This is a genomic window from Mesorhizobium sp. M0244, assembly GCF_040321795.1.
GTDB lineage: Bacteria > Pseudomonadota > Alphaproteobacteria > Rhizobiales > Rhizobiaceae > Mesorhizobium.
Map to the genome: position 1 here is coordinate 107,829 of NZ_JAMYSE010000010.1, position 22,786 is coordinate 130,614.

The 22,786-nt window shown below is 61.9% G+C and carries 20 protein-coding genes, 1 pseudogene and 1 riboswitch; of the genes and pseudogenes, 15 read left to right on the forward strand and 6 right to left on the reverse strand.

The window, feature by feature from the left end:
• Nucleotides 1-50: 50 nt before the first annotated feature.
• Nucleotides 51-2,105, reverse strand: a complete 2,055-nt coding sequence (locus tag NKJ08_RS10575) for an oxidoreductase (protein WP_352530243.1) — start codon at nt 2,103-2,105, stop codon at nt 51-53.
• 436 nt (nt 2,106-2,541) lie between these two features.
• Here NKJ08_RS10575 and NKJ08_RS10580 point away from each other — a divergent pair, with 436 nt between their 5' ends.
• A complete protein-coding gene (locus tag NKJ08_RS10580; RefSeq protein ID WP_352530241.1) occupies nt 2,542-3,495 on the forward strand; it encodes a LysR substrate-binding domain-containing protein in 954 nt (317 codons plus the stop codon).
• A gap of 52 nt (nt 3,496-3,547) precedes the next feature.
• Here the strand turns inward: NKJ08_RS10580 and NKJ08_RS10585 are convergent, their stop codons facing one another.
• Genes NKJ08_RS10585 through NKJ08_RS10600 form a run of 4 tightly spaced genes read right to left on the reverse strand, consistent with a single transcriptional unit; the run spans nt 3,548 to nt 7,464 of the window.
• A complete protein-coding gene (locus NKJ08_RS10585) occupies nt 3,548-4,588 on the reverse strand; it encodes a membrane dipeptidase (RefSeq protein WP_352530239.1) in 1,041 nt (346 codons plus the stop codon).
• A 22-nt stretch (nt 4,589-4,610) separates the two neighbouring features.
• Nucleotides 4,611-5,762, reverse strand: a complete 1,152-nt coding sequence (locus tag NKJ08_RS10590; protein WP_352530237.1) for an NAD(P)/FAD-dependent oxidoreductase — start codon at nt 5,760-5,762, stop codon at nt 4,611-4,613.
• Nucleotides 5,759-7,162 (reverse strand): FAD/NAD(P)-dependent oxidoreductase, encoded by a 1,404-nt coding sequence (locus NKJ08_RS10595; RefSeq protein ID WP_352781715.1) that lies wholly within the window; start codon nt 7,160-7,162, stop codon nt 5,759-5,761. Before NKJ08_RS10595 ends, NKJ08_RS10590 begins: the two co-directional genes overlap by 4 nt.
• On the reverse strand, nt 7,144-7,464 hold the full coding sequence (locus NKJ08_RS10600) for a (2Fe-2S)-binding protein (RefSeq protein ID WP_352781716.1): 321 nt from the start codon (nt 7,462-7,464) through the stop codon (nt 7,144-7,146). The genes NKJ08_RS10595 and NKJ08_RS10600 overlap by 19 nt, the downstream gene beginning before the upstream one ends.
• 113 nt (nt 7,465-7,577) lie before the next feature.
• Here NKJ08_RS10600 and NKJ08_RS10605 point away from each other — a divergent pair.
• The 10 genes and pseudogenes from NKJ08_RS10605 to NKJ08_RS10650 all read left to right on the forward strand — a co-directional run.
• Nucleotides 7,578-7,748: pseudogene (locus tag NKJ08_RS10605) on the forward strand (LysR family transcriptional regulator); the annotation flags it as partial.
• 57 nt (nt 7,749-7,805) lie between these two features.
• Nucleotides 7,806-8,483 carry a LysR substrate-binding domain-containing protein gene (locus NKJ08_RS10610; protein ID WP_352530286.1) on the forward strand — a complete coding sequence of 226 codons (678 nt, stop codon included), beginning with the start codon at nt 7,806-7,808 and terminating at the stop codon, nt 8,481-8,483.
• A 300-nt stretch (nt 8,484-8,783) separates the two neighbouring features.
• Nucleotides 8,784-10,430, forward strand: a complete 1,647-nt coding sequence (locus NKJ08_RS10615; protein WP_502896051.1) for an ABC transporter ATP-binding protein — start codon at nt 8,784-8,786, stop codon at nt 10,428-10,430.
• 320 nt (nt 10,431-10,750) lie between these two features.
• Nucleotides 10,751-11,239, forward strand: a complete 489-nt coding sequence (locus NKJ08_RS10620; RefSeq protein WP_352530229.1) for a MarR family winged helix-turn-helix transcriptional regulator — start codon at nt 10,751-10,753, stop codon at nt 11,237-11,239.
• A complete protein-coding gene (locus tag NKJ08_RS10625) occupies nt 11,236-11,955 on the forward strand; it encodes an SDR family NAD(P)-dependent oxidoreductase (protein ID WP_352530227.1) in 720 nt (239 codons plus the stop codon). Before NKJ08_RS10620 ends, NKJ08_RS10625 begins: the two co-directional genes overlap by 4 nt.
• A gap of 2 nt (nt 11,956-11,957) precedes the next feature.
• Nucleotides 11,958-13,289, forward strand: a complete 1,332-nt coding sequence (locus tag NKJ08_RS10630) for an NAD(P)/FAD-dependent oxidoreductase (RefSeq protein ID WP_352781717.1) — start codon at nt 11,958-11,960, stop codon at nt 13,287-13,289.
• A 145-nt stretch (nt 13,290-13,434) separates the two neighbouring features.
• Entirely contained in the window at nt 13,435-15,018 is a 1,584-nt protein-coding gene (locus tag NKJ08_RS10635; RefSeq protein ID WP_502896059.1) for a peptide ABC transporter substrate-binding protein, read from the forward strand.
• A 108-nt stretch (nt 15,019-15,126) separates the two neighbouring features.
• Nucleotides 15,127-16,077 carry an ABC transporter permease gene (locus NKJ08_RS10640; RefSeq protein ID WP_352776424.1) on the forward strand — a complete coding sequence of 317 codons (951 nt, stop codon included), beginning with the start codon at nt 15,127-15,129 and terminating at the stop codon, nt 16,075-16,077.
• A gap of 11 nt (nt 16,078-16,088) precedes the next feature.
• Complete coding sequence (locus NKJ08_RS10645) at nt 16,089-16,976, forward strand: ABC transporter permease (RefSeq protein ID WP_352529862.1); 888 nt, start codon at nt 16,089-16,091, stop codon at nt 16,974-16,976.
• 11 nt (nt 16,977-16,987) lie between these two features.
• Nucleotides 16,988-18,310 (forward strand): NAD(P)/FAD-dependent oxidoreductase, encoded by a 1,323-nt coding sequence (locus NKJ08_RS10650; RefSeq protein ID WP_352781719.1) that lies wholly within the window; start codon nt 16,988-16,990, stop codon nt 18,308-18,310.
• Between the two features lie 253 nt (nt 18,311-18,563).
• Here NKJ08_RS10650 and NKJ08_RS10655 read toward each other — a convergent pair whose 3' ends face one another.
• A complete protein-coding gene (locus NKJ08_RS10655) occupies nt 18,564-19,043 on the reverse strand; it encodes a TetR/AcrR family transcriptional regulator C-terminal domain-containing protein (protein ID WP_352529866.1) in 480 nt (159 codons plus the stop codon).
• Between NKJ08_RS10655 and NKJ08_RS10660 the strand changes: the two genes are divergently transcribed.
• The 4 genes from NKJ08_RS10660 to thiC form a co-directional block, all read left to right on the forward strand.
• A complete protein-coding gene (locus NKJ08_RS10660) occupies nt 18,963-19,325 on the forward strand; it encodes an ArsR/SmtB family transcription factor (protein ID WP_352529868.1) in 363 nt (120 codons plus the stop codon). The genes NKJ08_RS10655 and NKJ08_RS10660 overlap by 81 nt on opposite strands.
• Nucleotides 19,306-19,827: an SRPBCC family protein gene (locus tag NKJ08_RS10665; protein WP_352529870.1), complete on the forward strand. Its 522-nt coding sequence runs from the start codon at nt 19,306-19,308 to the stop codon at nt 19,825-19,827. The genes NKJ08_RS10660 and NKJ08_RS10665 overlap by 20 nt, the downstream gene beginning before the upstream one ends.
• A complete protein-coding gene (locus NKJ08_RS10670; RefSeq protein WP_352529872.1) occupies nt 19,754-20,110 on the forward strand; it encodes an ISAzo13-like element transposase-related protein in 357 nt (118 codons plus the stop codon). Before NKJ08_RS10665 ends, NKJ08_RS10670 begins: the two co-directional genes overlap by 74 nt.
• Before the next feature lie 665 nt (nt 20,111-20,775).
• A riboswitch (TPP riboswitch) is annotated at nt 20,776-20,892 on the forward strand.
• A 104-nt stretch (nt 20,893-20,996) separates the two neighbouring features.
• Nucleotides 20,997-22,786, forward strand: a 1,790-nt coding sequence (thiC, locus tag NKJ08_RS10675) for a phosphomethylpyrimidine synthase ThiC (RefSeq protein WP_352781720.1), incomplete at its 3' end; no start/stop codon positions are given.

A 22,786-nucleotide genomic window follows, 5' to 3' on the forward strand; every position in this document is an offset into this window, starting at 1 on the left:
TCGCTCCAATTTTCGCCGGAAGTTCCAGCAACTGTAAGCACGATTTAAGCTTAAATTTCCGCACACAATCGATAAGCGTCATAGATCGAGGAATATATATCCCGACTGGAGACCGCATCGCCAATACGATATAGCTTAAACTTTCCCACCTGATGTTCTTCTACAAAATCACCCTGATTATCATTGACAAAGAACGCGTCGGGCACCCCATCGTTTGCAGACCTGGACCTCAGCTCCTGGTAAATTTCTTCCGCCGGAATGGTCCCATTTTCGATGACTACCTGCGAGACGGCAAAGGTCGTTTCCGTGTCCGTCAACTCGTTGCGGAAGATTGCTGTCAGGCCGTTGCCCTGGCGGGCCACCTTGGTCAGCCTGATGTCCACCATCGTCCGAATGCCGAGTTCCGAGATGCGTTTACGGAAGCTGGCCTTTTCGGGATAAGGCATCTCCACCGCCACGGCGTCATCAGGGGTCGCGAGACTGACCGACTTCCCTTGCCCAGCAAGCTGGAGAGCACAGGACGGGGCCGCCTGGCGCCCGGTGCCATCATAGATGAGGATATCGTCCTTGCTGGATGCCGTACCGGTCAGCAGGTCCCAAACACTGTCGCAGAGTTCGGCCCCTTCCAGCCATTCCATATCGGGAACACCGCCAGTTGCCACCACAATGACGTCTGGACCTTCAGCAAGCACGGTATCGGCGTCGGCATATGCGTTCAGACGAACATCGACACCGAGGCGCTCAAGCTCGGTTGCCCGCCAGTCCACGATACCGAGCAGATCCCTTCGCTCGGTCGCGGACGCGGCAACCAGGATCTGCCCTCCAAGTTTCGCCCCCGCCTCGAAGAGGATGACAAAATGTCCTCGCTCGGCGGAGACTCTGGCTGCCTCCAGGCCTGCCGGCCCACCGCCCACGACAACGATCCTTTTGGAGCTGGCGGCGCGATCGATCGTGGAACTCAGCGTGGTCTCTCGGCCGCTCACTGGATTGTGGATGCAGTTCACCTTCTTATAGAGGCAGTAGGTGGCGCCAACGCATGGACGGATCCGCTCTTCTTCACCGCGCAGAATCTTGTTGACGATATCCGGGTCGGCGATGTGCGCCCGCGTCATGCCTATCAGGTCGACGATGTTCTCGCGGATCGCATGGCGAGCGGTCGCCACGTCCCTGATGCCTGCCGCATGAAGCAGGGGAAGTCTGGTCTCCTTCCTGAAGCGCGCGACTTGCGACAGGAACGGGGCACTGCGCTGAAACATGCCCGGCATGTTGTGCTCGGCCAACACCAGATCCGTATCCATGCGCCCGTAGATGCAGTTGAAGAAATCAACGTGCCCTTCCGTCTCGAACAGACGGGCAAGCTCGAGACAGTCGTCGAAGTCCGAGCCATCGTCGGTGCCCTCGTCGATCGCGAACCGAATGCCGACAATCATGCCGTCGCCGACAGCCTTGCGGATCGCCTCGTGAACCATCAGGCCAAATCGCGCCCTGTTCTCGACAGAGCCGCCATAGGCGTCGGTGCGCTTGTTCGTCCTCGGCGAGAGAAACTGACCGATCAGATGGCCACCCGTTACGGTTTCGACACCATCGAGGCCGCCCTCACGGCACCGGACAGCGGCAGAGGCGTAATCCCTGATGATGCGCCTGATATCTGCCTCATCCATTTCCTTTGGAAAGTTTCGGTTGCGCGCCTCGCGGATCCGTGACGGGGCAACCGCGGGCAGCCAGTTCCCCGCATATGCCGTTGCCCGCCTGCCCAGATGCGAGACCTGGGACATCACGGCCGCACCATGTTGATGGATGCGTCGCGCCAGGCACTGCAGATGCGGGATGATCTCGTCGCTGGACAGATTAAGCTGCCCGCCGCCCCAGCTCGAGTCCGGAGAGGTCATTGCCGAGCCGCCGATCATCGTCATGGCGAGACCGCCGCGCGCTTTCTCTTCGTGGTAGCGTTGATATCTTTCCAGCGGCATCCCGCCTTCGTCCAGCATCGAGGCGTGGCTGGTGCTGATCACGCGGTTGCGGAACTCAAGCTTCTTGATCCGGAACGGTCTGAGAAGCGGGTCGCCGCTTGTCCCCGAGGTCTGGCCTTCCGTGAGCTGGTTCATTCGCATCGTCCTGCATCCACGGCTTGCCCCGCCTGGGCCGGCACATCACGTACCGGGCTGTTCGAGCGCGGGCTGCGAGCCGCTCGAACACTGCCGCTTCAATCATGGTTGTACATTTCCGAGCGGTTCAGAAGCTTGAAAAACCACATGGTGGCATACGCTGTGGTTATGACCATGGTTCTCCGGTCACCTCTTACGCGCTGCAGAGTTCAGCAAGCAAACAGCGGCGGATTGCACCATTCCGTTTCAATTTTTGGTTATATGATTTGTGTAAAGGCATATAAAAAACGTATGCCCTCTGGATGAACAGTTCGGGGCCGGGCATCAAAAACTCTAACCGCGGGGTCAAGATCGGGCGCGAGACCCTCACCCTTCAAATACGCCCCCGATCGTATGCTGGCCTGAAGACGTTGCAACTTGGGACAACAGTGATCGCATGGTGGCATTGTCCAAACTCATCCCCTCCGCGAGAGGCCTGTTTGTTTTCGAGGCCGCGGCACGAACCGGCAGCTTCACTGTCACTGCCGGTGAGTTCAATGTAACCCAGCCTTCCGTCAGCCGAACCATCGCCCAGTTCGAAGCCGAGCTGGGAATGCGGCTGTTCGATCGTGGCCCGACCGGGCTTACGCTTACAGATGACGGCCGGGTGCTCTACGCCTCTGTCCGTGAGGGACTCAGCCAGATTCGTGACACCATTTTGATAATCCAGGACCAGAAGAAAGCCAGCAAACCACTGGTTACCTTGTCACTCTCAAGTTCATTCGTCACCCATTGGCTGGTATCGAGGTTAGGGGCTTTCAACGCCACGTTTCCGAACGTGGATCTGCGCTTTGATTTGATTGCGGGCGTCATGCGTGGGATGCCGGACAATGTCGACCTGGGAACGCGGATCGTTGGCGACGATGATACTCAGTATCACCGGTGGGACTTTTCACCGGAAATCATCCTTCCGGTATGCAGTCCTTCCTACCTTCGCGCCCACGGCAAGCTTGATCACGATGGCGACGGCGACGGCCACGTCTTCTTGCATCTTACCGATCACCGTCTGCAGCAATGGGCCGACGTGTGGGGAAACGTGGCGAACCGCAAGACTGCCAAGGGAACGTGGCTGGAGTTCTCCGACTACGCGGTCATCCTTCAGGCGGCTCTCAACGGCGAAGGTGTCGCGCTTGGCTGGCTCAGTGTCACCTCGACCGCACTGCTGAAAGGGATACTGGTTCCAGCATCGGATCGCCTCATCAACACGGGGCGTCACCACCGTCTGATCGCTCCGCGTTCGAGGCCCCTTCGACCCGTCGTGGCGGAAATCGCCAATTGGTTGAGATCGCAAATGATGGAAGATGTCGACGCGCTGCAACCCCTGCTTCAGTCGGCAGTCACGCACAACTGACATCGCTCGCCGCTATGTCGCGGTACCCCGCGCAGGGCGGCTTGTCCCGCGATCATCCGCAAAAGTGGCGAAAGGTTTTCAGCCAGTTGCCGCCTATGATCGCCGCCGTCTGTTCGCGACCGTAGCCGCGGTCGAGAAGGCCCTGCGTCAGGTTCGGCAGCTTGGTGACCGTCTCGATGCCGACCGGGTAGGACTGCCGGCCAAAGCTCGAAAGCGGCCCGAAAATGTCGGGGCGGCGGGTGCGCCAGGTGACGACGCTCGGCGGTGCGATGACCGACGCCTGCTCTTGGTACTTCTCGACATAGTCCACCCCGATGCCGACATGCTCGGGGCCGACCAGCCGGACCAGATGATCGACGTGATCGAGGAAATCATCCAGCGTCGGCGTTCCATCCGCCAGCGATTGCGGCAAGCCGCAGACGCCGATCATGCCGCCTTTCTCGGCCATCGCCTTGACCGTCCTGTCCTCGGTGTTGCGGCCGTTCGACCGCAGCCCGTCGGCATTAGAATGCGTACAGACCGGCGCCCGGGCCAGTGCAGTGGTCTCGGCGCGCGTACGATGGCCGCAATGCGAAAGGTCGATCATCAACGGCAGGGTGTTTGCCAACGCCACCAGTTCCTCGCCAAGATAGCTGAGGCCGGCATCGCGCCTTTCGCCGCATCCGTCGCCGAAGATATTGGCTGTCGTGTAGGCAAGGCCGAGCACGCGAAGCCCCATCCTGGTCAGCAGTTCCAGCCGCCAAAGCTGATCGTCCAGCATGGTCGCGCCTTGGGTGCCGAAAACGACGCCAAGCTTGCCGGCCCGCTTCGCCGCCAGCATGTCGTCGGCCGTCAGGCAGAGTTTCAGGCAGGCGCTCTTCTCGATCATCGAGAGATAGCGCTCCGCATTGCGCATCACGACATCCCAATTCTCCTCCAGGGCGAAGGTGACATTGGTCGCGTTGACCCCGCCGGCCAGGGTCCGTTCGGCATATTTGTCCTCCAGCACATACGCGATGGACAGCGCGTCGAAGACGAATATTTCGTCGTGGAAGCGTCGCGTCTCTTCGCTGGCTTGCCCGGTGGCCGGGCGGACGGCGGATACAACTGACATCTCGATTTTCTCCTTGATGGATTCAGGTTGAAACCAGGCGAGCGGCCTCGGCCGCAAACCGCTTGATGTGGAATGGCTCGATCGGTGTCGTGGTGGAGCCCCGGTCGATCAGTTCGGCCATGACGTCACCGACCCCTGGGCCGAGCTGGAAGCCATGGCCGCAAAAACCGAAGGCGTAATAGAGCCCGGACACCCGAGCGCTAGGCCCCATGATGGGAATATCGTCAGGCAAGTAGCTCTCGATGCCGCTCCAGGTGCGGATGACCCGCATGTTGGCGAGCGCCGGCACCAGGCGCCGGATCTGCCGAAGCTGGTTGCCGAGATGACCCGGCACCGCATAGGCGCGCCTTATGTCGGCAAAGGCCGGGCCGCGCGTGCCGCCGCCGAAGACGACATTGCCGCGTTCGACCTGCCGCAGATAGACGACCTCTTGCGGAATTGCAGTCGATACGCCGATCACCGGTCTGAGACGGTAGGGCAAAGGTTCCGTCACCGCCATTTGCGGCCCGTGCACGGCGATGGGAACCGGCTCTTCGAACTGCTGTGACAGGGCCCCACCCCAGGCTCCGGCGGTAACCAGCGCAATCGGCGCGCTGAATATCCTCCCGTCCGTTGCGATCGCCTGGAAATCATCGCCTGGCTTGGCGATCGAGATGATCTCGGTGTTCTCGAACACGGCAACGCCGGCTCGAGCGGCAGCGCGCCCGAAGGCGGGTGCCGCAAGCCGCGGATTCGCGTGGCCGTCATTCGGCGAATAGGAGCCGGCAATCGCCTCAGGTCCGAAAAAGCCGAAGCGCGCCCTGAGCTCGTTGGCGCTCAACAGTTCCAGGTCGAGGCCATAGTCGCGCGCCTTTTGCGCATAGGCTTCGATCACTCCGATCTGCCTGGGATCGTAACAGACGCGGATATGGCCGGTCGCCAGGAACTCGGCGTCTTCGCCAAGCAATTCCTTCAGTCTGCCCCAGATTTCGCGAGAACGATTGGCCAGGGGGAGCTGCGGCAGAAAGCGTCCCTGCCGCCGCACATTGCCAAAATTGACCCCGCTCGCCTGCTGGCCGAGCAGTCCCCGTTCGAGCAAGGTGACCGAACGCCCACGCCGGCGCAGGAAGAACGACGCGGCGGTTCCCATCAGGCCGCCGCCAATAACAATCACATCGGCCTGCAGCGGCTTCATGCTGCCTGCTCCGTGTCGCTCTCGGCACCGATGACGAGGGGCTTCACCGGCGCCTGGCCACGGATGCGGCCAACCGCTTCAACCGGGATGCCGGCACAAGCGGCGATCACTTCGGCCGCGGCATGTCCGCAATAGCGGCCCTGGCATCGGCCCATGCCGACACGGCTGAAGGCCTTGGCGCGATTGACCTCGACAGCGCCATTATCGGAGACGGCGGCACGCAGTTCACCGGCGGTGATGTTTTCGCAGCGGCAGACCACAGTGTCTTCGCTGAGAGCGGCGGCTGCTGCGGCAGGCCATGGAAAAGCAGCGGCGATGCCACCCCGAAACCGCTCGAAAATACGCAGGCGGCGGCGAAGGCGGGCGACATCGCGCGACGCGACCGGGCGTCCCAAATCGGACAGCACCGCGAGCGCGGTCAGACGCCCCGCGGCCTCGGCCGCGTCGGCTCCGAGTGTCATGGCGCCATCGCCGGCCAAATAGACACCCGCCACGCTGCTGCGGCCGTCGACGTCCTTTACCGGAAAGAACTGGCGTGTCTGCGCATCGAAACGGAACTCACAACGGGCAAGGTCCGCCAGTTGCGTCTCCGGACGCAAATGATAGCCGAGCGCGACGGCGTCGCAGGCAATCGCCCTGACCTGCCCTGTGCCGGTGCGGAAGCGGATCGTCTCGACGCCAATCTCAGGCCGGCCTTCGATCTCGACCGGCGTGATGCCGGTTTCGATCTCGATGCCGGCACGGCGAAGCTTCATGGTGAGGGCAAGTCCCTTCAGCAGGACGTCCGGGCGGGCGATCAGCTTGGGCAGTGCCTTGACCCGCAGGCGGAAAGGCGAGGTATCGAGCACCGCGGCCACTTCGGCGCCGGCCTTCGAATATTGTGCCGCCACGAGATAGAGCAGCGGTCCACTTCCCATGAACACGACGCGCCTGCCGATCACGGCGGCCTGTGACTTCAACGCAATCTGCGCGGCGCCCAGGCTGTAGACACCGGCCCGGTTCCAGCCCCGCACCGGCATCAGGCGGTCGGTTGCCCCCGAGGCGATGATCAGCGCATCGAAATCGACCGCACTGGTCCGGGGCCCCTGAAGGAGATGCAGCTGCTTTTCCCATATCCCCCAGGCGAGCGTCTCGGGTCGATAGTCGATGCGATCGCGCAAGGCGTCGAAGCTGCGGTGCAGATCCTCGGCACGGCCGGCTTCCGATCCGTAGAGCGAGGCGTAGGAGCGGCGAAAACCCTCCGGCTGGCGGCGGTAGATCTGGCCACCGTCACGGCCGCCTTCGTCGATCACGATCGGCCGAACGCCTGATGTAACCAGCGTCTCGGTGGCACGTACGCCCGCTGGACCGGCGCCGACAATCACTATGCGAGGATCGGGCGCTATGCGAGGCTCGGCCATGCCTGCTCCGGAGCTTTGGTGGCAATGCGCATGCCTGCGGCAAGCGACGTGGTGCAGGCGCGCAAGCGCTCGCCTGTGTCGGTCCATAGCCAGCAATCCTGGCAGGCGCCCATCAGACAAAAGCCGGCACGATCGCGATCGCCGAACTCGGAACTTCGCAAATGACGGATCTGCGTGAGCATCGCCACCAGCAGCGTGTCGCCCTTGCAGCCTTCAGCCGGCTGGCCGTCGATCGAAAAGACGAGCCTCGGCCTGTCTTCCTCGCCAAGGCGCCGGAAACGGCCGCTTTCGTTTGACGTCATGGGGGATCCTCCTTCGGATCTGGCTGTCTGCCACCCCATGATCTTCTCAGCCCGCCGCGTCCGCCACCAATACTATGTGTTTTGCCATCCAGAACTTTTGGTTATGCTGGGCCATGAACGCCAAGCATCTCGAAGTCTTCCGCGCTATCATGCGCCACAATTCGCTTACCGCGGCCGCGGAAGCCTTGCATGTTTCCCAACCCGCGGTGAGCAAGATGCTCAGGCATTTCGAAATCGTGATCGGTTACAAGCTCTTCGAACGCATAGGCGGCCGCCTCGTGGCTACACCAGAGGCGCATCTGCTGTTTCGCGACGCCGACCGGATTTTCCGCGAGATCGAAGTGCTGAAGATCTATTCGAACCGAATTCGCGACAAGCAGTTGAGCCTGCTGCGCGTCGCAGCCAGCGCGCCGCCGACCTTCGCGCTGCTGCCGGCCGCCACCCAGCGCTTCCGCCGGCGCAATCCCGGGGCACGCCTGGTCCTTCAGACGCTACCGGCGGAGGAGATTGCCGAGCGCATCCTGATCGGCGACATCGATCTTGGCCTGACCATGACCACCCTGCCCCAGCCGCAGATCCGCAATGAGGTTGTCGGCGCGGCGAACATCGTCGCACTGGTCCTGCCGGAATCGCCGCTCGCAAAGCTCGAGGTTGCTACGCCGGCCGATCTGACTGACCAGACCTTGATCAGTTACGGCAGGAACACACCTGCCGGCCAGATGCTTGCGCGCGTGTTTCAGGACCAGGGACACGTCTGCGATCCACAGATTGAAATAAGCCTGTCGATCGCGGCCGCGCCTCTTGTGGCGGCTGGACTGGGTATTGCGTTGGTCGATGGGCTGGTTCCCTGGGCGAACCTCGGAAACCTGAAAGTGTTGCCGTTCCAGCCCCGCTCAGCGCTCGATATCGTGCTCGTGACAAGCACCACCTTGCCGCAATCGCGCTTTGGGCGCGAATTCGCCCGCGACATACAAGCCGCGATCCACGATCTGGGCCGGGCCAGATCTTCACCTGCCTAGTCGGCGAATGGCGCGCCAGCGGCCGAAATCGTCTGGTTTTTTGGCGCGACCTCGCAGTGCTGTTGCAAACCACGACCAAGACCGAGGTTCAAGCCAACTAGGGCGCGCTGCCTGCTCCAGGCTCAAATGCGGACTTTAGGGGCACGGTCCCTCTGCCAGTTCGAGACCGCATATTACGCGACTTCAGACGCAATGGTTCGTCGGCTAGCCGACGAATGAAATGGTCGTCGGGGCTTGCGCTGACCGTAGGACGTGCGCCTAGTATGCGCAGTCAGATCATTGGATTTCGAAAGGCCAGCAATGTCGCCGAGCGAAACGACACCCCGAGCGCCGAGTGAGCAAACTGTTCTCTCTGTTCAAAATCTGACTGTCCGCCTGCCCGCGAATATGGAGCGGGAGAACGCAGTCGAAAACATATCCTTCGACATGCGGAGGGGTGAGATGCTCTGCATCGTCGGCGAGTCCGGCTCCGGCAAGTCGGTCACCGCAAATGCGATCATGGGCCTGCTGCCATCTTCGGTGCGGATCACGCAGGGGAGCATCCGGTTCAAGGGCCACGATCTGGCCAGCGCACGGGAAGATGTTCTGCGCGGCCTCAGGGGCCGTTCGGTCTCCATCGTCTTCCAGGATCCGCTTTCGGCGCTCAATCCGCTGATGACCGTCGGCCAGCAGATTGCGGAGGTCATGGAAGCGCACCACGCAGGCACTTCGGCGACCCGCACGAAGGCGGTTGTCGATCTGCTCGGCGAAGTCGGCCTGCCGGAGCCGGAGGTTCTGCGGCACCAGTATCCGTTCCAACTCTCTGGCGGGCAACGCCAGCGCGTCATGATCGCCATGGCGCTCGCGCTCGGGCCCGATCTGCTGATCGCCGACGAGCCGACGACGGCTCTCGACGTCACCACCCAGGCGCAGATCCTTGCGTTGATCCGGCGGCTGCAGCGCGAAAAGAACATGAGCGTGATGTTCATCACGCACGATTTTGGCGTCGTCGCAGAAATCGCCGATCGCGTCATCGTCATGGAGAAAGGCGCGATGGTCGAACAAGGCGTCGCTTCCGACGTGCTTGGCAATCCAAGCCATCCCTACACCAAACGACTGATCGCCGCCGTCCCGCATATGATCGAGAATGAGACGAAGTCGCGCGGCGATGCTCCGATTGTGCTGGAGGTGCAGAAGCTCGACAAGACCTACCGGCCGGGCATCGGCTTCTTCTCGCGGTCCCGCATCGTGCACGCCGTCAAGCAGGTCAGCTTTGAGGTCCGCCAGGGCAGAACGCTCGGCATCGTCGGCGAGTCCGGCTCGGGGAAATCGTCGCTGGGCCGCCTCCTGCTGAAACTCCTGGACTGCGATGGCGGCGCGATCCTGTTCGACGGCAAGGATATCGCCGCACTTTCGGCTTCCGAGTTCCGGCCGATGCGGCCGCACATCCAGATGATCTTCCAGGATCCGTTCGCCTCGCTCAATCCGCGGCAGACGATCGCCAAGATCCTCACCGTCGGCCCGATGGCGCATGGCCTGTCTGCTCGGGAGGCGCGTGCGAAGGCGCTGCAACTGCTTCGGCTGGTTGGGCTCGACGAGGGTGCCTATGACCGCTTTCCGCATGAGTTCTCAGGCGGCCAGCGTCAGCGGATCGGCATCGCACGCGCCCTGATGATGGACCCCAAGGTCCTGGTCGCCGACGAGGCGGTCTCCGCTCTCGATGTCTCCATCCAGGCGCAGATCCTCGATCTGCTGGCCAGCATCCAGGAAGAAATGAAGATCGCCATGATCTTCATCACTCACGACCTGAGGGTGGCAAGCCGCATCTGCGACGAGATTCTGGTCATGAACCGCGGCGAAGTCGTGGAATCCGGTCCGCCTTGGCAGATATTCCGGTCGCCACGTCATGCCTATACCCAGCAACTCATCTCTGCCATTCCCGGCAAGGAATGGGTCCCCGCCGCCTAATGCATGTCGCCCAAAAGCATGCCCCTCGGTCTTGAACCGAGGGTGCGCAGCGATTTTGGGATAACAAAAGCAAGTCGCGTGAATCCCTTCAGAGGCGACGCGCTTTAGGTCGGCGCGCGGCCGCAAGGCCTTGTCTCGATCGAACTGCGCGCGCGCACCTCGGACCCTTCTGCAGGGCAAGATAGTTGCGTTTGTCCATCAAAAGTAGTTGCAATTGTCCACTACCCGCTCAACTATGCCTTCGAAGGCCCGCGGCAACCCCGATTTTCGAGGCTGCCGGTGATCTCGACGCAGGCTGCCAAGCCTCAGGAGAGTGTCCGTTGCCGAAGAAGAAGAAAGGCCCTCCTCACACTGTCGAGACGGTAGGGCTCGATGTCCTCGAAGACACGTTGAGCTTCTATATCCGAAGCATCAATATCGCCCTTTCTCGTGATCTCGATGACCGCCTGGAGGGTCTCGATGTGGCTCGGGGAACCGGCAAGATCACCACCCTGCTTCTTGTCGACAGCCATCCGGGGATACGGCCATCTGTCATCGCGCAGCTCATTATGCGCGATCGTTCCGCCATGGGCAGGCTGGTCGACCAGATGATCGAGCACGATCTTCTGACGCGTGAGGCCGCAACGGATGACGGACGCGCGCAGGAGCTCCATATCACCGAAAAAGGAGCGGACCTCGCCCGCAAGGTGCGCAAGATCGCCACCAAACAATCCAGCGATTTCTTCGCCGGTGTGCCCGAGAAAGACCAGAAGCGTCTGCTCGACATATTGCGGCGCGTCTACCGCCGCACCGCGGGACTCGACCAATGAGGGAACCGGCAAGAAGCCGAGCCGGCCAGCGTGTGGCTCTCGTGTCCGGTGCCAGCCGCGGCATTGGTGCGGCTTGCGCCCGGCACCTGTTTGAAACGGGCTGGTCACTGTCGCTCGGCATGCGCGAACCGGTGCAGCCTGACTGGGCCGACAACGAGCGCGTCCGCGTATTCTCCTATGAGGCCACGGCGGCCAACGCCGAACGGGCGTGGATCGACGGTACCATCGATGGCTTCGGCCGGATCGACGCAGTCATTGCCTGTGCCGGCATTATGATTCCGAAGTCGGTCATCGACATCGACGACGCGGATCTCGATCTCATGTTCGAGATCAACGTCAAGGCTCCGCGCCGTCTGGTGCGCGCGTCATGGGAGTGGCTTGCGGCAAGTCGAGCAGGCCGTGTCATAATTCTCGCCTCGCTGTCGGGCAAGCGGGTCAAGTCCCCGAGGGCCGGCGCCTATTCGATCTCGAAGTTTGCTGCCGTCGCCCTTTCCCACGGCATCCGACAGGCGGGGTGGGATCTTGGAATTCGAGCCACTGCCGTCTGCCCCGGTTTCGTCGCCACCGATATGGCGCGCAGCATCACCGATCGCGCCGACGCGCTGATGACCGATCCCGATGATCTCGCACGGACCATCGGCTTGCTCCTCGACCTGCCCGACCATGCGAGCGTCGCGGAATTCTCCATCAATTGCCAGCTCGAGGAGCTCTACTGAGCATGCCCGGACCGTTCGTCGTCCGCGTTCATGGAGATATTGAACTGCCAAAGGAGGTGGATTGCGTCGTCATCGGCGGCGGCATCATCGGCGCCTCCTCGGCGCTGGAACTCGCAGAAAGCGGTTTGCGGGTAGCGTTGTGCGAAAAGGGAGGAATCGGCCAGGAGCAGTCCAGCCGCAACTGGGGCTGGGTACGCATCTCCCGTCGGGATCCGCGCGAGATCCCGCTGATGGCGGAAGCACTGCGCATCTGGACGAGGCTCTCCGAACGTACGGGCCGAGATACAGGCTACACGCGCGCCGGAATTGTGTTCACCTGCGCGAACGACAAGGAATACGAACAGCACGAACGCTGGGGACGTCATCTCGAAGGTTATCAGCTCGAGTCGCGAATGATCGGTGCGACGCAATTGCGTGAGCTCCTCCCCGGCTCCAATCTCGACGTCAAAGGAGCGCTGTACACACCCGCCGACGGTCGCGCCGAGCCGCAGAAGGCCGCTCCGGCGATTGCCGAAGCAGCGCGTGAGCGCGGCGCCGCCATTCTAACGGAGTGCGCGGTGCGTGGCGTGGAGACGACCAACGGCGCCGTCTCGGGCGTCGTGACCGAACGTGGCTTCATTGCCTGCAAGGCGGTCGTCCTTGCCGGAGGGGCCTGGTCGAACCTGTTTTGCGGAACGCTTGACCTTGACCTGCCGCAGCTGAAAGTCATGAACACAGTTCTTCGCACGACGCCGGTCGAAAACGGACCGGAACAGGCCGTGTGGGCAAACAATTTCGCCATGCGCAAGCGCCAGGATGGCGGATATACCATCGCCTCCAGCACCACCAATGTCGTCGATATCGTGCCGAACTCCTTTCGGTACGCGCGCGATTTTCTTCCGGCCTGGAAGATGGAGTGGCGATCGCTGAATTTCCGTCTGGGAGGCCGTTTCCTCGAAGAGGCAAGAGTGCCGACCCGTTGGGCAATGGATGAGGCCAGTCCTTTCGAATACTATCGCGTGCTCGACCCCAAGCCGTCGAAGAAAAGCTCCGAGCGTGTCCTTTCGAACGCCCGCAAGGCATTTCCGGTTCTGGACAAGGCAGAGATCGCGCAGCGCTGGGCCGGCTATATCGACGTCACGCCCGACGCCGTCCCTGTCATTTCCGCCGTCGATGCCGTCCCCGGCTTCCATGTCGCGACCGGATTCTCGGGCCATGGTTTCGGCATCGGCCCGGCGGCAGGCAGGCTGATGGCGGACATCGTCACCGGACGGCCGCCGATCGTCGATCCAAAGGATTTCCGGTGGTCGCGGTTTTCGGACGGATCGAAAGTCGCGCCAATCAGTGGATTCTAACCGCTCCGACAAGAGAGCGGGACGCAGCAAAAGTGGAACACTTCAACAGGAGACTCTAATGTCGAACCAGAGCAGCAGCACAATTTTTCGGCCGACGCGTCGTCAGACGCTTGGAATGGCAATCGCCGGCGCCGCCGGCCTCGCCATGCCCAACCTGACAGGAGCCGGCAAGGCCCTTGCCGCAACCCCGCCGAGCGCGCCCAAGGGGCAGGTGATAGTCGGCTTTTCCCAGGAGCCCACCGTCTTCAACCCGCATCTGGTGCATATCGAGGTCGACGAGGGCATTCACTTCAGCGTCTTCGATCCGCTGTTTGGCGTCGATCCGAAAGGTAATTTCTTCCCCGCACTCGCCAAGGAGGTGCCTACCGTCGAGAACGGCGGCATCTCGGCCGACGGACTCGAATGGCACGTAAAGCTGCGCGACGACGTGAAGTGGCATGACGGAAAGCCGTTCACGGCCGAGGACGTCAAGTTCACGCTCGAACTCTTGGTCGACCCGAAATTTCTGAGCTGGCGGCGCGCCGGCCACGAACTTGTCCAGGACCTCACCGTCGTCTCGCCAACCGAGATCAGATGGAAGATGAAGGAGCCATACGCACCCTACCCGTCAATTCTGGCCGCGACCTTCATCGTTCCGAAACATGTGCTCGGTGCGGCGGAGGACAAGAATACCGCGCCGTTCAACAACGCCCCAATCGGGACCGGGCCGTTCAAATGGGTGGAACGCATGGCCGGCGATCATATCGAACTGGCCGCCAACACCGACTACTTCGGCGACGGCCCTTATCTCGAGCGGCTGATCTATAAATACATTCCGGACCTGACAGTTCTCTACACCCAATTCAAGACCGGTGACATCGACGTCATCGGACTGCAGTGGATCACGGCCGACCACTATGAGGAAGCCAAAGCATTGAGCGGAACGTCCGTTGCCGTCATTCCCGCCGCCACGGTCGAATCGCTCAGCTTCAACATGGAGCGCCCGCAGTTCAAGGAACTCGCCGTTCGCCAGGCGCTGTACTATGCGCTGGACAAGAAGACGATCATCGACGCCCTCTACTACGGGCTGCCGACCCCGACCGAGACCTACATGCCGCAGCAATCCTTTTACTACAATCCGGATCTGCCGAAGCAGGAATACGATCTGGAAAAGGCCAAGAAATTGCTGGACGAGGCCGGCTGGGTCCCCGGCGCGGATGGCATCCGCGTCAAGGACGGCGTCCGCCTCTCGTTCAAGAACTCGACCACGGCGGGCAATCATATCCGCGAACAGGCGCAGCAGTTCATTCAGCAATCGTATCGCGACGCCGGTGTCGAGGTGGTGATCTCCAACCTGCCACCGGCCGTGATGTGGGGCGACTACTGGATGAAGTCGGAATACGATTCCGTCGTCGTCGGCATCAACTTCCTGACAGGATCCGACCCCGACACGTCGGATTACCTCAGTTCGAAATCAATTCCGGCCAAGGGCGGCGCCGGCCAGAATACGTGGCAATATGCCAGCCCTGAGGTGGACAAGCTGCTCGAAGCCGGCGGCGTCGAATTCGTGCCGGAGAAGCGCAAGCAGGCCTACCTGAAAATCCAGGAGACCGTGCGCAACGACCTGCCTTTCCTGCCGATGTTCCAATACGCGACCGTCCGCGGACACAAGTCCGGTGTCGAAGGGGTCGAGCCGAACATCAATGTGCGCATCGACTCCTGGGACGTGGCCACCTGGTACTGGTCCTAGCTGCGGACGTGAGGCCGGGCCGGCACTGACGGCTCGGTTTCAATCGCCGACAAAGGCGCCACTGGCGCGACCCATATCCGACGGACAGCAAAAACGGAGACATCCGGCATGCTTCGCTATCTGCTGGGACGCTTCTGGCAAAGTCTCGTCCTGCTCCTGCTGGTTTCGGTGATTGGCTTTGCCGTCTTGAACCTCGCTCCAGGCGGACCGCTCTCGCAGTTCAGCCTCACGCCAGGGATGACGCAGGCCGATCTCGATCGCATCGCCTCGCAAATGGGGCTCGACCGACCTCTTCCGGTTCAGTACATCGACTGGCTGTCACACCTGCTTCGCGGTGACTGGGGACGTTCCTACCGGGACGGAAGGCCGGTGCTCGACATCATCTGGGAGCACCTTGTCGCAACATTGCTGCTGATGGGCGTATCGACCGCGATCGCCATCTCCGTCGGTACGTGGGTAGGTGTCCTTGGCGCGCTCAAGCGGTATTCGATCTTCGACTACGCGGCGACAGTCGGCGCAATGGTAGCGTTGTCGATCCCGACCTTCTGGTTTGGGTTGATCGCGATTTACATCTTCTCGCTCCGGCTCAAATGGCTGCCGGCCGGTAACATGTACACGATCGGCAATGGCTCGCTCGGCGACTACGCGATCCATCTCATCATGCCGAGCATCGTTCTTGCGCTGGTCAATGTCGCCGTGTGGAGCCGCTACATGCGCACCGCGACGCTCGACGTCATCAACCAGGATTTCGTCCGAACGGCCCGGGCCAAGGGGCTGAGTTCCCGACGCGTGTTGATCCGCCATATCCTCGGAAACGCCCTGCTGCCGATGATCACGCTGCTGGGACTGCAACTGCCGACAATACTGGGTGGCGCCCTGGTGACGGAAACTGTCTTTACCTGGCCCGGCATGGGGCGGCTGTTCCTCGATAGTCTCGGTTACAGCGACTACCCCGTGGTGATGGGCCTGTTGATGATGTCCGCGGTCCTCGTCCTGGTCGGCAATCTGGCCGCGGACCTCACCGTCGCGTTCGTCGATCCGCGCATTCGATTGAGCTGAGGAACGAAGCGATGACCCAGTCGGATTTCCTTGTCCCCACCCACGCCAGGCAACGCTGGTGGCATAGCCGCAGCGTGCGCCGATTTGCCCGTCATCGACTGGCGATGTTCGGCCTGGTGATGATCATCGTTCTGGTGCTGGCCTGCGTCTTCGGACCCTTGCTGCTGCCCTTTGACGATCTCTACATCGACCTGCGTGGCCGGTTCTCGCCGCCGTTCACGGGCTATCATTTCTTCGGCACCGATCCGCTTGGCCGCGACATCGCGGCGCGCCTCTTCATGGCCGGCCGCATTTCGCTCCTGGTCGGCTTCGCCGCGATGATCATCAGCACGGTCTTCGGAACCGTGCTCGGGATCGCCGCCGGCTTCTTCGGCGGCCGCATCGGCACGGTACTGATGCGTTTCGTCGACGCGATGCTGTCCTTTCCCAACATCTTCCTGCTGCTGGCGATGGCGGCCTTCATCAAGCCGAGCCCGATCATGATCACCCTGATCATCGCGGCAACGAGCTGGATGGAAATCGCGCGCATCGTGGAGGCGGAAGTGCGTTCGTTGCGCGAACGCGACTTCGTCGTCGCCGCCCGCATGCTCGGGCTCAGCAACAGCCACATCATGTTTCGCGAGCTGTTGCCCAATGCGATCGGTCCGATCATCGTCGCGGCCACGCTTACCGTTGCCCGCGCCATCCTTCTGGAAGCCTATGTCAGCTTTCTCGGCTACGGCATCCAGCCTCCGCTGCCGAGTTGGGGCAACATGCTGAACGGCGCCCAGCAATATCTCGACAGCGCGCCGTGGCTGGCAATCGTTCCTGGTGCCGCAATCACACTGGCGGTCACCAGTTTCAACTTCATCGGCGACGGATTGCGCGATGCGCTCGACGCACGAAGCGACATGCTGTGAGGCCGCCCGGAATGGCAAGGTTTTCGCCGTTTGAAGTCTCGCTCTGGTATGCGACCGCGCCGCCGGCGCCAGAGACCAGCCCTCTGCAAGGACGCAGGCGGGCGGACGTCTGCATCGTCGGCGGCGGCTACACCGGGTTGACCACCGCACTCGATCTCGCCCGTGACGGCATAGACGTCGTTCTGCTCGAAGCCCAGGAGATCGGGTTCGGCGGCTCGGGCCGCAATGCCGGCCACTGTACGCCAACCTTCACCCATTACAGCCTGCCCGAACTGCGTGCCATGCTGGGCGAGCCGTGGGCCGAACGGCTGATCGCCCGGCAGACAGGGGCAAACAAACAAGTCGCTGGGATGATCGAGCGCTATGGCATCGATTGCGAATGGCAACAGAACGGCTACGTCATGGGCGCGCTTACGCCAGGCGCTGTCGCCAAGCTCGAGGCAAAGGCGCAGCAATACAATGCCGTCGGCGCCAAGACGCGGGTGCTCGACAGGCAGGCGAGCGAGGAGATGACCGGCAGCCCGCGATATTATGGCGGCTGGTTTCATTCCGAGGCCGGTCACCTCAATCCATTGGGATATGCAAGAGGCCTAGCACGTGCCGTCATGGAGGAAGGTGGCACAATCCACACTGGGTCGCCGGTCCGCGATGTCGTGCGACCGGATGGTGCCTGGGCAGTGCACGCAGGCGAAGGAACCGTCGTCGCCGACAAGGTCATCTTTGCGACCGGCGCCTACACCGTCGACGGATGGCCCGGCCTCGACCGGACCTACAGGATCCAGAGGGTGTTTGTCGCCGCCACCCAACCGCTGACCGCCAGCGAACGCCAAACCATCCTGCCGCGCGACACGACGATGCATGACGGCCGCGGCGACATCTTTGTCTACAAGTACAACGCCGAGGGACGGATCGTCGCCTCGATGTTCCCGATGGGCCGGCGCGGCCGGGACCTGGCCTTTACGCATCGCCTCATGTCCGACCGCCTGCGCTGGCTCCATCCGCAGCTCAGCAGCGACTTGAGATGGGAGTATTTCTGGTTCGGCGAGTTGGACATGCAGAAGCGCACCATCCCGAGATTCTATCAACTCGCGCCGGGCGTCGTCGCGTTGACGGGGCTATCCGGTCGCGGCGTGCCTACCGGAAGCATGCTCGGCGGCATACTCGGCGAATGGGCGAAGGGCGTTCCTGAAAAAGACCTTTCGCTGAAACTCGAACCGCTCCGGCGGGCACCCTTCTTCATGTCGTTCGCTCCGGCCGCGATGTTACGATACTATCGCGTCTCGGACTGGCTGCGGGCAAAGGCTAGCGGGTCTCAACTCCCACCCCACGCCTAGCCAGGATCGAATGGAAGATTTCGCGACGCCTTCGGACCTGAGTCTGGCACTGGCAGACAAGGGTATGCGCTCCTCGATCCGTCAAAAATTTGCGCCAAATCCGCTCGATTTCAGCGACTATCGGCATCGATCGGTCGGCTTTCGATAGCGCCGCGACGAATCGCGACCCGCTTGGCGCCGGAGAAAGACCGTCAACCAAGACCGAGCGGTCCGTTTGATTGCGACCGACATCCGCTCACCGCCGTGGCGTGCCTCACTTGCCGTACGACGCAAGGAACACGTGCACGCCGGCTGCGGCGTGTCGTCGAAGCTCCGCTGGCTTTGGAATCGCCTCGTCACCCAACAGCATGGCGCTGCTCAATGGCTCGCCCATAATCAACCAATTGAACTGGGAAGCAGCGGCAGCTGGATCATCGATCGCAATTAGGCCGCGCTCGGCCAAGCGCTCGAACAGCACTGCCATCGCCGCTATTGCGCGCCTGGGTCCGCCCTCAAAGAGCGCCCTCGCCAGTTCAGGGAAACGGCCGACCTCGCCGATCACCAGGCGACGCAGTTGCATGACGCGCGGCGTGAGCACAAGGCGGCCGGCAACGCAGCGCGCGCTCGGCTTCCCCTTGCATGCCGCCAATCCGCGTGTTAAATACTGAACCACATGGTTCAGTATTTCCGGCCCCGCCTCGATGCCTCGTTCGCCGCGCTCTCGGACGCCAACCGACGCGGCGTTCTGGAGCAACTCGGGCGTGCAGACGCTTCGATCACGGACCTTGCCGAGAAGTTCCACATGACCCTCACGGGCATGAAGAAGCATGTCAGCGTCTTGGAGCAGGCGGGGCTCGTCACCACGGAGAAGGTCGGGCGCGTGCGGACCTGCAAGCTCGGCCTGCGCGGACTGGAGGAAGAGGCGGCATGGATCGAGAGGTACCGCCAGCTCTGGGACGCACGCTTCGACGAGTTGGACAAGGTTGTCGAGGAATTGAAACGGAAGGAGAAAGTCGATGGACGAAAGAAGAGATAGTGAGCCCACCCCCATGAAGAACCGCACGACGGTGGAACGCAAGTCCGAGCGTGAGCTCGTCGTTACGCGAACCTTTAACGGCCCGGCGCGCATCGTGTTCGAGGCGTGGACCAAGCCCGAGCTGTTCAAGCAGTGGTGGGCGCCGAAGTCGATGGGCATGTTCCTGCGTTCCTGCGAGATGGATGTTCGTGTCGGGGGCAGGTACCGTTTGGTGTTCGGCCACGATGGCTCAAACCCTGACGAGTTCTTCGGTAGGTATATCGAAGTGACACCGCACTCGCGCCTCGTCTGGACCAATGACGAAGGTGGTGACGGTGGACCCGTCACCACGGTGACCTTCGAGGAAAAAGGTGGCAAGACGCTGCTGGTCATGCACGAACTCTATCCCTCGAAGGAAGCTCTCGACGCTGCCGGCACCGGGGCGGCGGATGCGATGGGCGAGACGTTCGAGCAACTGGACGAGCTTCTCGTCACGCTGGGCGCGAGCGTGGGGCGGTCATGAAGTCGTCGATCTCGCGGTCGGCCGCCTGGCTCTTCACTACGCGGAAGAGAACCCCGACGAGGTCGTCGCCGCCCTCTGCGGACCTACGAGACCATCATCAACCCCATTGGCAACACGACCAACCGAGGTTGGTCTCGTCGTGCGCGTCCGACTCGATCGTCGGCGCTATCCCATCGGCAAGAATATCTCAAAGAAGGAACTGCGAGAACTGAAGGTCGAGTGCGAAGAGTTTCACGGCGAGTGGGACTACGTCATCAGATCGCGCATGGAACGCCGGATTTGATCATGGCGCAAATTCCCTTGTTAGTACCGTTGGCGTTGGTCGTGCGCGTGATTGGAAAATTGACATTGCGCTATCGCGATGCTCGACGCCCCGTAGAGGCAACGTGTTCCCGCTTACGACGTCCTCGTCCTGAATGCGTCCATAGAGTTGATCATGACATCATCGAGTGACCTTGAGCCGATCGGCTCTTACAAACGTCGTGAGGCTGAGACCGTACGCCCCGATTCTCCGGCTGATACGGCTGACTATCCGTGTCATTCGCATGCTATCGATCACAAGACTACGCAACGCTATCCAAATCTATCCGACGCTATCCCCGTCATTCCCACTCGATTGTTTCAACCCATGATAACCCATTGATCTCGCGAAGCAATTTGTTTGCGCTCTGCGCAGCTGCCGTCAGGCATAACCGTCAAAAATTTGGTTTTTGATTGACGAATTTCGGCTGCCCGAGGGAATCCATCTATCGCCTACTATCGGCGTTTTCGGCAGACCGACGGACTCCTCCCCAGTACGGTACACTCGCAGAAAGTACCGTCCGCGCGGTATATTCAGGGACTTGTCCCGACGCCTGCGCGAGCTTTTCTGCCCGGTTTGATCGCCCGACGATCACCGCCGCGGCCCGAATGCGCTTGACAAGATAGCGCTGGCCAGCTCAATTTCGATGCATTCACCAGGGGAGTCCCGGCAAGGGGCTGAGATACTGCTGGCTTTCGCGGCGCAGTGACCCGTTGAACCTGATCCAGTTCATACTGGCGTAGGGACGGTGCAAGCGCTTTGCGGGAGTTCGTGCCCGAGGTCCTGTTTCGAGCAGGTCGACCAAAGCGTCTTTTCATCCTTCCGGCACAGAACTGGGTCTCCAATGCATGAGCAAAGGAGCCTCAAGATGAATGCCCTCACCCCCGCGGTGTCGACGGGACCGCTGCCCGCCTCTCGGAAAATCCACAAGTCCGGCGTCCTCCATCCGCAGATCAGGGTGCCGATGCGCGAAATCTCCGTCCATCCGACGGCGGGCGAACCGCCTGTCGCCGTCTACGATCCGTCCGGCCCCTATACCGACCCGACTGTCGAAACCGACATCGAAAAAGGCCTCGCCCGACTTCGCCACGAATGGATTTTGGCGCGTGGCGATGTCGAAGCCTATGACGGCCGCCATGTCCGGCCGGAAGACAATGGATTCGCCGCTGGCGAGCGCCTGACGCCGGAATTTCCCGTTCGCAACCGGCCGCTCAGGGCCAGATCAGGCAAGGTGGTGACCCAGCTTGCCTATGCGCGCGCCGGCATCATCACGCCCGAAATGGAGTTCGTCGCCATCCGCGAGAACCTTGGTCGCGAGATCCTGCACGGCAAGCTTGAGCGCGACGGCGAGGCTTTCGGCGCGGCGATCCCCGACTTCGTCACGCCGGAGTTCGTGCGCGACGAGGTGGCGCGCGGGCGGGCAATCATTCCCGCCAACATTAACCACCCAGAGAGCGAGCCGATGATCATCGGCCGCAATTTCCTGGTCAAGATCAATGCCAATATCGGCAACTCCGCTGTCACCTCGTCGATGGCCGAAGAGGTCGAAAAGATGGTCTGGGCGGTCCGCTGGGGCGCCGATACAGTGATGGACCTGTCGACCGGCCGCAACATCCACAACATCCGCGACTGGATCGTGCGCAATTCACCGGTGCCGATCGGCACGGTGCCGCTTTACCAGGCACTCGAAAAGGTCGGCGGCATCGCCGAGGACCTGACCTGGGAGGTCTACCGCGACACGCTGATCGAACAGGCCGAACAGGGCGTCGACTATTTCACCATCCATGCCGGCGTGCGGCTGCACTACATCCCGCTGACCGTTGACCGGGTCACAGGCATCGTCTCGCGCGGTGGCTCGATCATGGCCAAATGGTGCCTGCACCATCACCGGGAAAGCTTCCTTTACGAGCATTTCGCGGAGATCTGCGACATCTGCCGCGCCTATGACGTGTCCTTCTCGCTCGGCGACGGTCTTCGTCCCGGCTCGATCGCCGACGCCAATGACGCAGCACAATTCGCCGAGCTGGAAACGCTCGGCGAGCTGACGAAGATCGCCTGGGCGAAGGATTGCCAGGTGATGATCGAGGGCCCTGGCCACGTGCCGATGCACAAGATCAAGGCGAACATGGACAAGCAGCTCGCTGTCTGTGGCGAGGCGCCGTTCTACACGCTGGGGCCGCTGACGACCGACATCGCGCCGGGCTACGACCACATCACCTCAGGCATCGGTGCTGCCATGATCGGCTGGTTCGGCACCGCCATGCTCTGCTACGTCACGCCCAAGGAGCATCTCGGCCTTCCCGATCGCAACGATGTCAAGACCGGCGTGATCACCTACAAGATCGCCGCCCACGCCGCCGACCTGGCGAAGGGTCATCCGGCGGCGAAAATCAGGGATGATGCCCTTTCCCGCGCGCGCTTCGAGTTCCGCTGGGAGGACCAGTTCAACCTGTCGCTCGACCCCGAAACCGCGCGGTCCTTTCACGACCAGACCTTGCCCAAGGAGGCGCACAAGCTGGCGCATTTCTGCTCGATGTGCGGACCGAAATTCTGTTCCATGCGCATCTCCCACGACATCCGTGCCGAGGCGCAGAAAGAGGGCATGGCGGCGATGGCGGCGAAATACCGCGAGGGCGGCGATCTCTACCTGCCGGCGGA

What these genes read in the sequence shown, in the direction of transcription:
- NKJ08_RS10635 (WP_502896059.1), top strand. Translation starts at nt 13,435, where the DNA reads ATGCCCAACCTGACAGGAGCCGGCAAGGCCCTTGCCGCAACCCCGCCG.
- NKJ08_RS10650 (WP_352781719.1), top strand. Translation starts at nt 16,988, where the DNA reads ATGGCAAGGTTTTCGCCGTTTGAAGTCTCGCTCTGGTATGCGACCGCG.
- NKJ08_RS10665 (WP_352529870.1), top strand. Translation starts at nt 19,306, where the DNA reads ATGGACGAAAGAAGAGATAGTGAGCCCACCCCCATGAAGAACCGCACG.
- NKJ08_RS10670 (WP_352529872.1), top strand. Translation starts at nt 19,754, where the DNA reads ATGCGATGGGCGAGACGTTCGAGCAACTGGACGAGCTTCTCGTCACGC.
- NKJ08_RS10615 (WP_502896051.1), top strand. Translation starts at nt 8,784, where the DNA reads ATGTCGCCGAGCGAAACGACACCCCGAGCGCCGAGTGAGCAAACTGTT.
- NKJ08_RS10590 (WP_352530237.1), bottom strand. Translation starts at nt 5,762, where the DNA reads ATGAAGCCGCTGCAGGCCGATGTGATTGTTATTGGCGGCGGCCTGATG.
- NKJ08_RS10645 (WP_352529862.1), top strand. Translation starts at nt 16,089, where the DNA reads ATGACCCAGTCGGATTTCCTTGTCCCCACCCACGCCAGGCAACGCTGG.
- NKJ08_RS10595 (WP_352781715.1), bottom strand. Translation starts at nt 7,162, where the DNA reads ATGGCCGAGCCTCGCATAGCGCCCGATCCTCGCATAGTGATTGTCGGC.
- NKJ08_RS10630 (WP_352781717.1), top strand. Translation starts at nt 11,958, where the DNA reads ATGCCCGGACCGTTCGTCGTCCGCGTTCATGGAGATATTGAACTGCCA.
- NKJ08_RS10585 (WP_352530239.1), bottom strand. Translation starts at nt 4,588, where the DNA reads ATGTCAGTTGTATCCGCCGTCCGCCCGGCCACCGGGCAAGCCAGCGAA.
- NKJ08_RS10575 (WP_352530243.1), bottom strand. Translation starts at nt 2,105, where the DNA reads ATGAACCAGCTCACGGAAGGCCAGACCTCGGGGACAAGCGGCGACCCG.
- NKJ08_RS10625 (WP_352530227.1), top strand. Translation starts at nt 11,236, where the DNA reads ATGAGGGAACCGGCAAGAAGCCGAGCCGGCCAGCGTGTGGCTCTCGTG.
- NKJ08_RS10580 (WP_352530241.1), top strand. Translation starts at nt 2,542, where the DNA reads ATGGTGGCATTGTCCAAACTCATCCCCTCCGCGAGAGGCCTGTTTGTT.
- NKJ08_RS10640 (WP_352776424.1), top strand. Translation starts at nt 15,127, where the DNA reads ATGCTTCGCTATCTGCTGGGACGCTTCTGGCAAAGTCTCGTCCTGCTC.
- NKJ08_RS10660 (WP_352529868.1), top strand. Translation starts at nt 18,963, where the DNA reads ATGGTTCAGTATTTCCGGCCCCGCCTCGATGCCTCGTTCGCCGCGCTC.
- NKJ08_RS10600 (WP_352781716.1), bottom strand. Translation starts at nt 7,464, where the DNA reads ATGACGTCAAACGAAAGCGGCCGTTTCCGGCGCCTTGGCGAGGAAGAC.